Raw genomic sequence first — 13,477 nt, forward strand, 5'->3', positions numbered from 1 at the left:
CACCTCCGTGTGTCGGGGACGGGGACCGCGGGACGGGCGGGGCCGGTCACGCCGCCACCTCCCGTCCGGTCGGGGCCGGGAGCCCGGCCACCACGGCGAGCAGCCCGGCGTCGTCGACGACGCCCAGGCAGCGGCCGCCGTCGACGACGCGGGCCGGTCCGCCGCTGACGGCGACGGCCTGGATGGCATCGACGACGGTGGTGGCGGGGTCCAGCGCGGGACCTTGTTCGGCCTCGCCGCCGGTGGCCGGGCGCATGGCGGTGCGGACAGTGAGTACCTGTTCGCGCGGGACGTCGCGGACGAAGTCCCGTACGTAGTCGTCGGCCGGCGAGCCGACGATCTCCTCGGGTGTGCCGAGCTGGACGATCCGGCCGTCGCGCATCAGCGCGATCCGGTCCCCCAGACGCAGGGCCTCGGCGAGGTCGTGGGTGATGAAGACCATGGTGCGGCCCTCCTCGTGGTGGAGCCGGGCGACCTCCTCCTGCATCTCGCGCCGGATGAGGGGGTCGAGGGCGCTGAACGGCTCGTCGAACAGGAGCACTTCGGGGTCGGCGGCGAGGGCGCGGGCCAGTCCGACGCGCTGCTGCTGGCCGCCCGAGAGCTGCCCGGGGCGCCGGTGCTCCAGTCCGTCCAGGCCGACCTTGGCGATGAGTTCGGCGGCCTTGTCGCGGCGGTCGCCGCGGCCGACGCCCTGGATCTCCAGTCCGTACGCCACGTTGTCGATGACGGTGCGGTGCGGGAGCAGCCCGAAGTGCTGGAAGACCATGGCGGCGCGGTGGCGGCGCAGGGCTCGCAGTCGGGTGGCGTCCATGGCCAGGACGTCCTCGCCGTCGATGGCCAGGCTTCCGGCGGTCGGCTCGATCAGCCGGGTGAGGCAGCGTACGAGGGTGGACTTGCCGGATCCCGACAGGCCCATGACGACGAAGACCTCGCCCTTGCGGACGTCGAAGGTGACGTCGCGGACGGCCGCGGTGCAGCCGGTGCGCTCGCGCAGTTCGGCGGCGGACAGGTCGGCGTCGGCGGAGCCGGGGACCTTCGCGGCGGCCTTGTCGGGGCCGAAGACCTTCCAGAGGCCGTCCACGGAGAAGACGGACGGCGCGGCGAAGTCGGCGGCACCGGCGGGCGCCGGGGCGGCGGGGGTGGCGGGGGTGGTGTTCACCGGGTACCACCGTCCCCGGCGAGGAGTTCGGCTGCCTTTTCGCCGACCATGAGCACTCCGATCATCGGGTTGACCGCGGGCATCGTCGGGAAGACGGATGCGTCCGCGATGCGGATGCCTTCGAGTCCGCGGACCTTCAGGTCCGGGCCCACGACGGCCCCGGGGTCGTCGGCGGCGCCCATCCGGCAGGTACCGGCCGGGTGGTAGACGGTGTGCGCGACGGAACGGGCGTAGGCGCTCAGCTCCTCGTCGCCGGTGATCTCCGGCCCGGGGCACACCTCACGCCCGAGCCAGCCGGCGAGCGGCTCGGTCGCGGCGATCTTGCGGGCGAGCCTGATGCCGTCGACCAGGGTCCGGCCGTCGTAGTCGTCCTCGTCCGTGAAGTAGCGGAAGTCCAGGGCAGGCTTGACCTCGGGGTCCGCACTGGTCAGGTAGAGGCGGCCGCGGCTGCACGGCTTGGGGATGTTGGGGGTCATCGACACTCCGTGCGCGGGGCGTTCGTAGCCGAGGCGCTCGGGGTTGTCGGTGAAGGGGACCTGGTAGAAGTGGAACATCAGGTCGGGCCCCGCGGATTCGGGGTCGCGCCGGACGAAGAGGCCCGCGTCGCTGTCCATCGCGGAGTTCTCCGGTATCGGGCCGTCGGTCTCCCAGACGATCACCGACTCGGGGTGGTCGAGGAGGTTCTCCCCGACCCCGGGCAGGTCGTGCACCAGCGGGATGCCGAGGGCTTCCAGGTCCGCTCGCGGGCCGATGCCCGAGTGCAGCAGGAGTCGCGGGGTGTCCACGGCGCCGGCGCACACGATCACCTCGCGGCGTGCGGTGATGACGGACTCCGTACCGTCCGCGGCGCGTACGCGGACTCCGCGCGCCCGGGTGCCGTCGAGTTCGAGGCGGCAGGCCCAGGTCTCCAGGAGGATCCGGAGGTTGGGGCGTTCGTCCATGACGGGGTGGAGGTAGGCCACCGACGCGGACGAGCGCTTGTTGTCCTCGGGGTGGTAGGCGAGGTCGAAGAAGCCGACGCCCTCGTGGAAGGGCTTGCGGTTGAAGCCCTCGACGCGCGGGACGCCCAGGGCGTTCTGCGCGGAGTCGACGAAGTCGCGCGCGATGGCGTTGCGGTCCTTCTCGGCCACCGGGACGATGTTGTTGAGCAGCTTGTCGAAGTAGGGGTCCATGGCGGACGCGTGCCAGCCCTCGGCCCCCGCCTCCTCCCACTCGTCCCAGTCCGACGGCAGCGGCTTGAAGGAGATCAGGGTGTTGTGCGAGGAGCAGCCGCCGAGAACGCGGGCGCGGCTGTGGCGGATGTGCGAGTTGCCGCGGGGCTGCTCGGTGGTGGGGTAGTCGTAGTCGAGTTCGCCGCCGAGCAGGCCCATCCAGCGGCGCAGGGTGAGCACGTCGGGGCGGTCGACGTCGCTGGGGCCGCCCTCGATGACGGCGACCGTGACGTCCGGGTCCTCGGTCAGGCGGGAGGCGATCACCGAGCCGGCGGTGCCGCCGCCGACCACGACGTAGTCGTACCGGTACTCGTGAGCGGACCCGTGCTGGTGCGCGGACTCGTGCTCGTGCGCGGACTCGTGCTTGTCCGCGGGCGTGGGGGTGTGTGTGGGGGTGGTCATGCTCTGCTCCTCCTTCAGCCCGCGAACCAGCGCACGGGGCGCGGGGCGAGGTTCTGGTACACGTGCTTGGTCTCGCGGTACTCGGCCAGGCCCGACGGGCCCAGCTCGCGCCCGATGCCGGACTTGCCGAAGCCGCCCCACTCCGCTTGCGGGAGGTACGGGTGGAAGTCGTTGATCCAGACGGTGCCGTGGCGCAGCCGGCCCGCCACGCGGCGGCCGCGTCCGGCGTCGGAGGTCCACACGGCGCCGGCCAGGCCGTACTCGGTGTCGTTGGCGAGCGCGACGGCCTCGGCCTCGGTGCGGAAGGTCTCGACGGTCAGGACGGGCCCGAAGACCTCTTCCCGGACGACGCGCATCTCCCGGTGGCAGCGGTCCAGCACGGTCGGACGGTAGAAGTAGCCCGGCTCGTCGGGCCGTACGCCGCCGGAGCGGAGTACGGCTCCCTCTGCGAGGGCGGAGGCCACGTACTCCTCGGTGCGTTCGCGCTGGGCGGCGGACACCAGTGGTCCGCACTCCACGCCCGGGTCGGTGCCGCGGCCGAGGCGGATCCGGTCGGCCCGGCGGGCGAGTTCGGCGACGAAGCGCTCGGCGACGCTCTCCTCGACGATGAGGCGGGAGCCCGCGGAGCAGACCTGGCCGCTGTGCATGAAGGCGGCGTTGAGCGCCTGGTCGACGGCGGTGTCGAAGCCTGCCTGGGTGGTGCAGGCGTCGGCGAAGACGACGTTGGGGTTCTTGCCGCCGAGTTCGAGGGCGACCTTCTTGACGGAGTCGGCGGCCGCGCGCATCACCTTCGTACCGCTGGTGAGACCTCCGGTGAAGGAGACGAGGTCGACGTCGGGGTGGGCGGCGAGGCGCGCGCCGACGGGGTCGCCGGCGCCGGTGACCAGGTTCGCCACGCCGGCCGGCAGGCCGGCCTCCACCAGCAGGCCGATGAGGGCGGCCGTGGACAGCGGGGTGATCTCGCTGGGCTTGATCACGAAGGTGTTGCCGGCGGCGAGGGCGGGGGCGATCTTCCAGGAGGCCTGGAGGAGGGGGTAGTTCCAGGGGGTGATCAGGGCGCAGACCCCGACGGGTTCGTGGACGACGACGCTGTGGACGTCGGGGTTGCCGGCATCGACCACGCGGCCCGCGTTCTCGCCGGAGACGAGGTCGGCGAAGTAGAGGAAGGCGTCGGCGACGCAGTCCACGTCCACGCGGCCCTCTTCCAGCGTCTTGCCCGCGTCGCGGCTTTCCAGCAGCGCGAGGCGTTCGCGGTCGCGGTGCAGCAGGACGGCGGCGCGGCGCAGCAGTGCCGCCCGCTCCAGGACGGGCGTCTGGGGCCACTGTCCGCCGTCGAAGGCCGCGCGGGCGGCGCTGACGGCCGCGTCGGTGTCCGCGGTGCCGCCCTCGGCGACGACGGCGAGGACCGTGGCGTCCGCCGGGTCGAGGACCTCTCGGGTGGCTCCTGATATCGCGGAACGCCAGGTCCCGGCGATGTGGATGGTCGGCTGCTCGGACACGACGCGCTGTACCTCCGATTCGGGCACCGCGGCCTACCCGCGGTGAGGGTCATCGGGCGCGCATGCCCCGGTCTGCGGAAGACATGTCCCATCCATCACTGAAAGTGATGGGAGTCACTATCCGTCGCCCCGTGGGGACTTACGACATATACACACATAACAGACATCGCGGGGGCTCGGGAACGGCGCGTCAGGGCCTGCCGACGGGGGAGGTGTTGTCCGGGGCGTCGTCCGCGCCGACGCCGTCGAGGCCCCTGCCGTTCAGGATCCCGAAGAGTCGCAGGCGGGTGAGGCCGAGGACGCGGGCGAGGGCGGCCGGCGTCCTGGGCGTGCGGTCGGGGGAACGCATCTGCGGGTAGACCGCCTTCGCGTTGCGGAGAGCCACGTCCGCTGAGCGATGGGGGCAGAGGTGCGGCCCTGACCGCCGGGGCAGCCCAGGCCAATGCAGTTGCTTTTGAGCTGTGGAGGTCGCCGCCTCGCGCGTGATGGGGTGGGGCGCGGGCCAGCGGGTGCGGATTGGGGTGTCGACGAAGGTGTTCACCGCCGAGCTGGTGGACGCGGCATCGGCCGAGCACGACCGGGCCGAGCGGCGCCGCGGACTTCTGTCGGCTCGGCTGGTCGTCCACTTCGCCCCGGCCCTCTGTCTGTGCGCCCGGGAGTCGTACGAGGAGGTGCTGCGGGTGCTGACCAGCGGCATCCCAGGCAGCCGGGCTGTCGCGCGGGGGAACCGGTCGTCGTTGTCCCGGGCTCGCGCCCGCCCAGGTTTGAGACCTCACAAAAAGGTGAAAAATGGGGCGTTTAGCCTGCCAGAACCCATGCCCTGTTCTGCCGTACTTCTGCCTGCCGACACGCCCCCGAGCTGGGCAGTCGGTCCATCCTGCGGCGTTCGGGGCGCTCGTGGAGGTGAAGTGATGACGACGGCCACCATGCGTGCGGTGCGTTTCTCCCGTGCCAGCCGCCGGCTCGGCGTGGAGGAGGTGCCGGTGCCGCAGCCGGGACCGGCGGAAGTGCTGGTCCGTATCGAAGCCTGCGGGATCTGCCTGTCGGACGTACACATGCTCGACGGCACGATCACCTGCCCCCTGGAGGAAGTCACCCCAGGCCACGAGCCGGCGGGCACCATCGCCCGGGTGGGCGCCGACGTGCCGTACTGGCAGCCGGGCCAGCGCGTGGTGATCGCACCGGGAAGAGCTTGCGGCTCCTGCCGCCACTGCGGGGACGCCCTGGCCTGCCTCGCCCCCCAGACGATGGGGCAGAACTGGGACGGCGCCTGGGCAGAGTACGTCGTCACGCCCTTCCAGACGCTGGTGGAGGTGCCTGACGGGGTGCCGATCGAGCAAGCGGCGATCTGCGCCGACGCGGTGGCCACGCCGTTCTCGGGCCTGGTCGAGCGCGGTGGGCTTCGGCCCGGCGAGACCGTCGGGGTGTGGGGGATCGGCGGTCTCGGCGTGCACGCCGTTCAGATCGCCCGTCTGGCCGGGGCCAGCCTGATCATTGCCGTCGACACCCTCGACGCCGCCCGCCGGCGCGCCCTGGAGGCGGGAGCCGACCACGCCCTGGACCCGGGTACGGCCGACATCGCCGCGGAGGTGCGCCGGCTCACCGACGGAGAAGGGCTGGACCTGACGGCCGAGTTCTCCGGCGTCAACAACGCGCTCGACGAGGCGGTCTCCTGTCTCGGCCGGTACGGACGGGCCGTCATGGTCGGTATGTCGCCGGAACCGATCCGTCTCGCCGAGAACACGATCCTCTTCGGGTACTACAACCACTCGGTCCTCGGCCACGACGGCTACACCCGCCGTCACCTCACGCACCTCATGCGCCTCCTGGCCTCCGGCCGCCTCGACCTGTCACGCTCGGTCTCCGACGTACTGCCCCTGGAAGAGACCCCCCGGGCAGTGGAGCGGCTGCGGACAAAGGAAGGCAATCCGGTCCGTATCGTGGTCAAACCGTAGCCGGGCCGGAACAGCGACCTGCGACCTGCGACCTGCGACCTGCGACCTGCGACCTGCGACCAATGGAGCGCTCACATGCCGGTGACCTCGTACATTCGCAAGCAGGGGACGATCGCAGGCATCATCAATGTGGTGATCAACTCGCTGATCACGTGGCTCGGCCACCGCCGGACGGGCTTCGTGCCACTCGGCGGCCTCGTCGTCGATGTCGCCGTCACGTCGATCCTGCTGTCGTTGCTGGTCTCGCTGTTCGCCTCCGCTGGAGTGCGGCACGATTTCGAGGCGGGACGTGTCAGGGCGACGGGCGAACCGCCCGAAGCCGGACGTGCACTGTCGCGGCTGCCCGCACGATGGTGGGCTCTGGGCCTTCTGATCGGGCTGGGGGTGGCCGTCACCGCCACCGTCGTACTGCGGCTGCTGGGGGCACTGGGGTTGTCCGGTCTTCCCCTGGCGGGATTCGTGGCGTTCATGGCCGTGTACACCGGCCTGCTCGGGTACGCCGTGACCCGCTGGGTGATCCTTCGGCAGCTGGCGGAGCGGCAGGCCGGTACGGCAGGCACAGGCGGCTGAGGCCGCCAGAAGTTCTGTCCAGTTGCCGTCGATCAGGACCCGGGAATGATGGAACCAGGGGTTTCCGGGTCCGGCAGGCGACTGGCAGACGGTAGGAGGCGCTGTGAGAGGACGAAGCGCGAGCACGACGGTAGTGGGGGTCGCTGCGATTCTCATGACACTCGGTGCGTGTTCCGACGACTCGAACCCCACGCCGACACCACCCAGTCAGTCCTCCTCGCCTTCGGCAACACAGTCCAAGACCTCTTCAGGACCGATACCCACGTACCCCGGCGCAACGGTGACCAGCCAAGTCGGCGGGTCCACGCTGCTGCGTTCCGACGACTCGGTCAGCAAGGTGGGCGCGTTCTATGTGGATGCCCTGGCCCGAGAGGGTTGGACGACGGTTTCCAAGTACCAGGGTGAATACAGCGTCAACATCGTTGCCAAGCGGGGCAACGAAGGAGTCACCGTCCAGGTCAGCCCTACCGGATCGGGTACGTCTGTCTCCATCACGACGTACCCGGTATGACACGGGAAACACGTGGGTGTCCGCGTGGCCGACCGCCGCGGCTCCCACCCACGCGACACGGAGTGCGCGGTGGGAGGACTTCCGCGGGGACGGCCTCGTCCCGCGCCCCGTACGCGTCGGCAACGACGGGCGCCGGCCTGTGTGGACCTACCCGCCCGGCAGCGACCAATAGCTCGTCCGGCTCCTGCGTTGGCGCGAGCACCCGATCGATGTGGACGTGCTGCGCGTCGTGCTCTGGATCGAGGGCTTCTCCCTTGCCTTGGACGCTGTCCGAGCCTCGGCGACCGCCGTGCTGGACGCACCGGTGCACGAGTGGGAACGGGGCCTTCAGGCAAACGGGGCCTTCAGGCAGAGGCATCCCGGCAGGGCCTCGACCCCGTCGCCGAGCGGGACGCGGTAGCGAGCGCTGTCGCGACGACCATGGCCGCGAAGCGTGGCAAGAACGCTGTGCCCCGCCCGATCCGCGTCCCCCGGCGTACGCGCAACCGCCGTAGCGCATCTGCTGCAGATCTTCGCCTCCGCAAGCAGCCGGACATGACAGAGGCGGATGCTGAGGCGATCGAGAAGGTCCGCGGGGCTATCCCGGGCAGGCGGCAGCGTGGAAGACGCCGCCCCCTGGCTGACCGGCCCGGCGAGTGCCCTCGTGGGCACCGCCGACTTCGTCTCCCTCCCGAGAATGGCCGATGCGCTCGCTGACACCACCGATTCCGACGGGGAGGAAGCGCGCTCGCCGGCCGCGGCCCGCTTCCTCCGGCTCCCCGTTCTCACCCGCGCCATCGCAGCCATGACCGGCAAGGAAGACTTCGCAGGTATGGGCGGGCACGCCGCTCTGGACAGCGAGCCCCCTCGTGGCCGTCTTCCTGATCGCCTTTGTCCTGGGAGCGCGCCGGTCCGACTGGTTCGGCAACGTGGAGGACCTGACTGCCTCACTGGCGTGCTGGAGCGAGCCGGTAGATCTTCGGCCGTCTGCGAGGGCGTTCTCGCCATGTTCTGCGTAGGTGTCGACGTTCCGTGCATGCCGCCGCAACACTGCCACCGACATGACCAACAAACCCCTGCGAACGGAGATCGTCATCAACCGCGCTATCGGCTCCTTGGCTTCTGTCGCGTCCGCCCTCGTCCTGAGCGTGGCTGCGGCCCCTCTCGCGCAGGCAGCGCCGACCGCTACACCCATGAAGAATGTCGCGACGGGGAAGTGCCTGGACGGGAGTCTTTCCCAAGGCGTCCGGCTGATCACCTGCAACGGCAGCAGCTACCAGAGCTGGAGTTACAACGGCTACAGCCTTGTCCATGCCGCGTCGGGGAGGTGCCTGGACGGCAGTCTTTCCCAGGGCGTCCGGCTGGTCACCTGCAACGGCAGCGGCTACCAGAACTGGATCTGGGACACCTACGACTACATCACCCACGGGGGCACACAGAAGTGTCTGGACGGGAGTCTTTCCCAGGGCGTCCGGCTGAACGCGTGCAACTACACCGACTATCAGCGGTGGTCCTGACCATGTTGGCCACGGTCGTGGTCCTGGGCCGCTGACCGCACCGAGCAGGCCAACGCCCCCTCCCGCTTCCCCCACAGCCACTCGATCTCGCTCACGGAGCGCTACATGTCCGCCTGGAGTAGCGACGAGCGCACCCCTGAGTAGTGGAGGCGCCCGCAGGTACGCCAGTCCGTCACGCGCAGCAGCCCTAAGGCAACTGCATCGGCCGCCCAGGCCTCGGGGGTCGCAGGCCTCGGCGGAGGGAACGGAACGGACGGGAGTGGCGCGCGGTCAGGACTGCGTGCGGGACGGGCGCGCGGGTGAGGGCGCACCCGCGCGGCGGTGCTGAGGTTGACAGCCGTGGCCGTGGCCGTGGCCGTGGCCACGGCCACGGCCACGGGGTTCAGGAAACTCAGCGGACCGATCAGGCGGGATCCGAACAGGTGCATGTGCCGCGCCAGTGATGCGTCACGCGCAGCCGCCGAGAACATCAGCCGCTCCATGGGGTTGAAGGGGCGGGCCTTGGCGAAGTCGGCTGCCAGGTACTGGTGTCCGCGCAGCGCGCGCCGGCGTCTGCGTTCATACGCCCTGAGGGATCCGTGGCCCGTCGCGGCCGCGGCGACGGCCTCTGCCAGCCATTGCGCGGACTCCAGGGCCCAGCCGCATCCCACACCCCACAGGGGGTCGCCGGTCAGGGCGGCATCGCCTATGAGCGCGACGCCGGGGGCCGAGGGCTTGCGGCTGTGCAGCGGGTAGTTGACGGCGCCGGTGATCTTCGTGATGCGCTGGGCGGAGTCGATGGGCGGCGCCTCGGGCAGGGCACGGACGAACGCGAAGAAGCTGCCCTCCAGGTCTTCACGTGAGGCAGGCAGCCACTTCTTGCCGGGGAGCACCGCGATGACCGTCACGCCGTCCTCGTTGGGAAACCCGTACGCCATGTCGGGATCGAGGAACCATGTGTGGCCGAGTCCTCCCTGCAGCGGGAGGTCGCGGAAGTGAGCGAAAGTAGCCGAACCGCCCGTTCTCGTACTGCCGGCCGGGCACCCCGGCGAACCTCGCCACGGCCGAGTCCTTGCGTCGGCGCCGACGACCAGACGGGCGCGGATCTCGCGCTCACCCTGCGGCGTCGACGCGCACGCCCACCGTCCGCCCGGCTTCGCGAACCGGCCCGGTCACCTGGTGGCCGAAGAGAAGATCGACGCCCGGTGTCCGGTCGGCAAGCTCCCCATAAGGTATTGCCGTTCGCGGGAGTGCGCAGCGCCATACTTTGTCAGGCGCATGACGCATCATGCAGAGCGCTCGGGGTCTCCGATGTCGAGGTGGACGCTGCCGTCCGTGGAGCGCACGTGGCGCCCGCCGCCGTGCCCCGCCGTCTCTGGTGCGTCGCCCTGAGGGAGTGTCAGTGGGGGCTTCTATCCTGGTAGGACAGGGTGTGGGGAAGCTGACGTGGGGGTCGTCATGCCTGAATGGCCGCTTGCTGTGCTGAATCCCGCCGGTCTGTTGGGGGGTGGGCACGTGCGTGTTCCTGATCTGGGCGAGGCTCGGGACGGACCGGCCGGTGGAACACCACTCGTCGATGCCCAGCAAATGCAAGGGCCCCGAGGGCGGGGGGCGCAGGTGGTCCGGAGCGAGCGAGGCCGCCATCACGTACCGCCCGGGGGCGAGCAGTGACAGCAGCGGGCGCAGGCACTGCGGATCCGGCGGTTCGGCCTGACCGGTCCGCGGATCGGGCACGAGGCCGGGGGCGCCGAGCCACTCGGTGAGGTACTTGACCTCCGACAGCCCGGGCGCGCCCGGTCCTGCGCGGGCCGCCAGCCAACCCAGTGTGCCGCAGCCGTCGTTGGCCTCCAGGACCGCCGGATCGCCCGCGAGCAGGAGCAGGCTGCCGCGCTCGTCGCCGAGGATTTCGATGACGCCGTGCCCGTCGGGCACGTCGAAACACACGGAGCGGGGAGGCGGAGGCGGCCGTCTGATCACCTGTCGATCGTACGGTGGGGGCCCGGCAGCGGCGTTCGTCATGCCCCCTGGCTGTTGACCAGCAGGAGGTGGCGCTCGTCCGGGGTGAGGCCACCGCGCACACCGTGCAGGACCCGGTCGGCGAGGGCGTGGCGGCGGCACGGGAGGCGGACCGGGCAGCGGTGGCAGACGGCCTTGGCGGCCTCTTCGCGCTGGCGAGCGGCCTCGGCCGGCTCGTTCGCGCCCCGCTCGAAAACCTCCCGCTCCCCGGAGCGGCACGGTCCGTCGAGCAGCGCGTCGTGTCGGGGGTCGAGGAGTACGTCCGTACGGGGGTTGTCGGTCACGCCCGGGTTCCTTCCGGCAGGGGCGGCCCGTGGTGACCGCCTGTGCCGCTCGTATCACCGGAACCGGCGGGTTCATGCACGGGTGGCACTGCGCAGTACGTGCGGATCCCGCCCGGCGTAGCCGGTCGCAGCCGTGCGGGGCGGTCCTCCTTGACCGAAGGAATCCCCTCCCCCGCCCCCGCATCACCTCATCCGTCGCTGACGGCGACGGGCAGCAGCCGACAACCGGGCCGAGCAGGCCGGGGACCTGCGGTTTCCCGGTGGACGGGTGGGTGCTCGCTGCCGTAGTTTCCCTCTGCGCGCTCATCCCCGGGCGTATGCTCACCGTACCCGTGGGGGGGTTCACAACGTCATGTCCTCGTCCCATCCGAACGTTCTCCGCCCTCGCCCGCCGCTGGCCCATCCGGCCCCCAGTCCCGGACGTGCCTTGCTCGGGGTGCTGCACGCCGTGCTCACGGCGGCCGCGGCAGGCGACGCCCTCTCCCTCTACGCCGGTTTCCGGGCGCACCTCGCGGTGGAGGGGGACGGCGAGTTCGCCTATATCCCCGAGGAGCGGTGGGCGGCGTTGAACACGATGTTCGCCAGGGTCGAGCAGTTCCAGGTGCTGACCGTGCTGGTGTGCGCGGCCGTCTTCATCATGTGGTTCCACCGCGTCCGGCTGCGGGCCGGCATGCTGGCGCCCACCGCGTTCCGTCGGGGTCCGGGCTGGGCGATCGGGGGCTGGTTCATTCCGGTGGCCTGCCTCTGGCTGCCGTACCGGATCGCCAACGAGGCCTGGACGGTCGGCCTTCGGGGTGCCAAGGGCCCCTTCTGGCCGCTGAACCTCTGGTGGGCGTCGTTCGCCGGCTCGCTCGTGCTGGGCCGGTACGCGAGCGTGAGCTACCGGCGGGCCGAAGACGTGGGTCCCTTCCTCGACGCGGTGACCGTGGGCATGGCGGCCGACGCCCTGAGCATCGTCGCGGCGGCCGCGGCCGTGCTCTTCGCGGCACGCCTGACCCTCATGCTGGACGACGAGGGGGACCCGGCCGCCCGCCGGTGAGCCGACGGCTTCCGGTGTTCAGCGGGTCACGGTAGCCGCCGGTACGTCCCCGCACGGGAATCGACGTGCCCGGCCTGCAGCCACACCACTTCGGTGTCCCGGTCCTCGGCGAGCGGTCCGCCGTCGCGGCTGGTGCCGCGATACGACCAGGCGCCGCGCTCGGGTACCGGGACGCCGCGGGCCACGCCCATCCGCTCAGGCGCGGTCATCGACGCTCAAGTCATCGGCGGGCAGGGCACCGGTGGGCCGGTACCGGCTGCGGTACGCGCCCGGCGGCATGCCCTCCCACCGGGTGAAGGCACGGACGAGGGCCGTCGCCCCGCTCAGGCCGACGAGCGGGGCGATCCGGTCCAGGGGCAGGTCCGTGGTTTCCAGCAGCCGCCTGGCCCGGCCGTGGCGGGCGGTGTCGAGGAGCGCGCGCCACGTCGTGCCCTCCGCGTGGAGGGCCCTGCGCAGGGTCCGGACGCTGAGGTTGAGCTGCCGGGCAGGGCCCTCGGGCCCCGCGTCCGCGAGCGCGGCGTGCTCCAGCCACTGCCGGACGCGCTCCGCGGCGGTCGGGGCCGCCGCAAACAGCTGGTGCAGGAGGCGGTCGGCGTAGGCCCGGTGCAGGCCGTTGAGCACCGGGGCGTAGAGGGGGCGGCGCCGGTCGAGGTCCTCGCCGGTGACCGTGATCGCGTTCTCCGGGGTGTCGAAGGTGACGGGGCAGCCGAGGACGCGGGCGTACGGTTCGGCCGCGCCCGCCCGGGGGTGGGCGAACGACACGGCCACGGGCGTCCAGTCGTCGCCCGCGATCCAGCGGGCAGCCCGCACCATGCTGCTGACGACCGCTTCCACCTGCTGGGGGTGCATGGCGGGCGGGCCGACGGTCGGCCGGTAGCAGATGCGGCCGAGGCCGCCCAGGCGGCGCAGGGTCACCGTGCCCGCCTGGCTCACCAGGGGGTGGTAGCGCTCGGCCGCCCGCGCGGCGTCCGCGAGGCTGGCGCAGGTGAGGATCAGGTGGCCGAGGATGTGCAGGCCGTCTGGCCGGATGCGGTCGCCCACGAGGAGTCCGGTGTGCGGGCCGGCGTCACGGGCTGCCAGCACCTCGTCCCACAGGGCGCGCATCTCGCCGTACTCCAGCCGGTCCGTGGGCATGGCCCAGGAGTCGGACCCGCCGTGGCCGGCCTCGGCCGTCGCGCTCAGGACGGCGAGGGCGTAGGAGGCGTTGACGGAGGGGCCGGTGAGTGAGGGGGCTCGGGGGTGGACACGGCCGTCAGTCAATGCGGGCGCATAACCCCCGTCAATAGGGTCGGACGCTTCGTGAAAGGGATGGGGATGAATCGACGAAGAGCCTTGGGACGGAGCCGGTACCGGTAC

13 protein-coding genes and 1 pseudogene are annotated in these 13,477 nt (G+C 71.4%); 6 read left to right on the plus strand and 8 right to left on the minus strand.

The window, feature by feature from the left end; all coding sequences use genetic code 11:
• Window positions 1–46: 46 nt before the first annotated feature.
• From ACFWFZ_RS17610 to ACFWFZ_RS17625, 4 genes are all read right to left on the minus strand, one after another.
• A complete protein-coding gene (locus ACFWFZ_RS17610) occupies window positions 47–1,159 on the minus strand; it encodes a glycine betaine/L-proline ABC transporter ATP-binding protein (protein WP_387123241.1) in 1,113 nt (370 codons plus the stop codon).
• Window positions 1,156–2,772, minus strand: a complete 1,617-nt coding sequence (locus ACFWFZ_RS17615; protein ID WP_387123243.1) for a GMC family oxidoreductase — start codon at window positions 2,770–2,772, stop codon at window positions 1,156–1,158. Before ACFWFZ_RS17615 ends, ACFWFZ_RS17610 begins: the two co-directional genes overlap by 4 nt.
• A 14-nt stretch (window positions 2,773–2,786) precedes the next feature.
• On the minus strand, window positions 2,787–4,271 hold the full coding sequence (locus ACFWFZ_RS17620; protein WP_387123245.1) for an aldehyde dehydrogenase family protein: 1,485 nt from the start codon (window positions 4,269–4,271) through the stop codon (window positions 2,787–2,789).
• Window positions 4,272–4,461: 190 nt separating this feature from the next.
• Window positions 4,462–4,656, minus strand: a complete 195-nt coding sequence (locus ACFWFZ_RS17625; protein WP_387123247.1) for a hypothetical protein — start codon at window positions 4,654–4,656, stop codon at window positions 4,462–4,464.
• Between the two features lie 100 nt (window positions 4,657–4,756).
• Between ACFWFZ_RS17625 and ACFWFZ_RS17630 the strand changes: the two are divergent.
• From ACFWFZ_RS17630 to ACFWFZ_RS17650, 5 genes and pseudogenes are all read left to right on the plus strand, one after another.
• Window positions 4,757–5,038 (plus strand): annotated as a pseudogene (locus tag ACFWFZ_RS17630) (transposase domain-containing protein); the annotation flags it as partial.
• A gap of 144 nt (window positions 5,039–5,182) precedes the next feature.
• Complete coding sequence (locus ACFWFZ_RS17635) at window positions 5,183–6,226, plus strand: zinc-binding dehydrogenase (protein WP_387123591.1); 1,044 nt, start codon at window positions 5,183–5,185, stop codon at window positions 6,224–6,226.
• A gap of 75 nt (window positions 6,227–6,301) precedes the next feature.
• Window positions 6,302–6,796 carry a hypothetical protein gene (locus ACFWFZ_RS17640; RefSeq protein ID WP_387123249.1) on the plus strand — a complete coding sequence of 165 codons (495 nt, stop codon included), beginning with the start codon at window positions 6,302–6,304 and terminating at the stop codon, window positions 6,794–6,796.
• A 280-nt stretch (window positions 6,797–7,076) separates the two neighbouring features.
• A complete protein-coding gene (locus ACFWFZ_RS17645; RefSeq protein WP_387123250.1) occupies window positions 7,077–7,307 on the plus strand; it encodes a hypothetical protein in 231 nt (76 codons plus the stop codon).
• Window positions 7,308–8,479: 1,172 nt separating this feature from the next.
• Window positions 8,480–8,803: a ricin-type beta-trefoil lectin domain protein gene (locus ACFWFZ_RS17650; protein WP_387123252.1), complete on the plus strand. Its 324-nt coding sequence runs from the start codon at window positions 8,480–8,482 to the stop codon at window positions 8,801–8,803.
• Between the two features lie 101 nt (window positions 8,804–8,904).
• On the opposite strand, the gene ACFWFZ_RS17655 is transcribed toward ACFWFZ_RS17650, so the two are convergent.
• Together ACFWFZ_RS17655 and ACFWFZ_RS17660 are read right to left on the minus strand one after the other, a co-directional pair.
• Window positions 8,905–9,720, minus strand: coding sequence for a hypothetical protein (locus tag ACFWFZ_RS17655; RefSeq protein WP_387123254.1), 816 nt, complete (start codon window positions 9,718–9,720; stop codon window positions 8,905–8,907).
• A gap of 1,077 nt (window positions 9,721–10,797) precedes the next feature.
• Window positions 10,798–11,082 carry a WhiB family transcriptional regulator gene (locus ACFWFZ_RS17660; RefSeq protein WP_387123256.1) on the minus strand — a complete coding sequence of 95 codons (285 nt, stop codon included), beginning with the start codon at window positions 11,080–11,082 and terminating at the stop codon, window positions 10,798–10,800.
• A 436-nt stretch (window positions 11,083–11,518) separates the two neighbouring features.
• Here ACFWFZ_RS17660 and ACFWFZ_RS17665 point away from each other — a divergent pair, with 436 nt between their 5' ends.
• Window positions 11,519–12,121, plus strand: a complete 603-nt coding sequence (locus ACFWFZ_RS17665) for a DUF4328 domain-containing protein (RefSeq protein ID WP_387123258.1) — start codon at window positions 11,519–11,521, stop codon at window positions 12,119–12,121.
• Window positions 12,122–12,147: 26 nt separating this feature from the next.
• On the opposite strand, the gene ACFWFZ_RS17670 is transcribed toward ACFWFZ_RS17665, so the two are convergent.
• Window positions 12,148–12,330, minus strand: a complete 183-nt coding sequence (locus tag ACFWFZ_RS17670) for a hypothetical protein (RefSeq protein WP_387123260.1) — start codon at window positions 12,328–12,330, stop codon at window positions 12,148–12,150.
• Window positions 12,317–13,381: an AraC family transcriptional regulator ligand-binding domain-containing protein gene (locus ACFWFZ_RS17675; RefSeq protein WP_387123262.1), complete on the minus strand. Its 1,065-nt coding sequence runs from the start codon at window positions 13,379–13,381 to the stop codon at window positions 12,317–12,319. The genes ACFWFZ_RS17670 and ACFWFZ_RS17675 overlap by 14 nt, the downstream gene beginning before the upstream one ends.
• Window positions 13,382–13,477: the final 96 nt, after the last annotated feature.

It is taken from the genome of Streptomyces sp. NPDC060232, from assembly GCF_042726555.1.
GTDB lineage: Bacteria > Actinomycetota > Actinomycetes > Streptomycetales > Streptomycetaceae > Streptomyces.

Coding starts and splice junctions, on each gene's coding strand:
- ACFWFZ_RS17670 (WP_387123260.1), bottom strand. CDS start 12,330: ATGACCGCGCCTGAGCGGATGGGCGTGGCCCGCGGCGTCCCGGTACCC.
- ACFWFZ_RS17650 (WP_387123252.1), top strand. CDS start 8,480: ATGAAGAATGTCGCGACGGGGAAGTGCCTGGACGGGAGTCTTTCCCAA.
- ACFWFZ_RS17635 (WP_387123591.1), top strand. CDS start 5,183: ATGACGACGGCCACCATGCGTGCGGTGCGTTTCTCCCGTGCCAGCCGC.
- ACFWFZ_RS17655 (WP_387123254.1), bottom strand. CDS start 9,720: ATGGCGTACGGGTTTCCCAACGAGGACGGCGTGACGGTCATCGCGGTG.
- ACFWFZ_RS17615 (WP_387123243.1), bottom strand. CDS start 2,772: ATGACCACCCCCACACACACCCCCACGCCCGCGGACAAGCACGAGTCC.
- ACFWFZ_RS17640 (WP_387123249.1), top strand. CDS start 6,302: ATGCCGGTGACCTCGTACATTCGCAAGCAGGGGACGATCGCAGGCATC.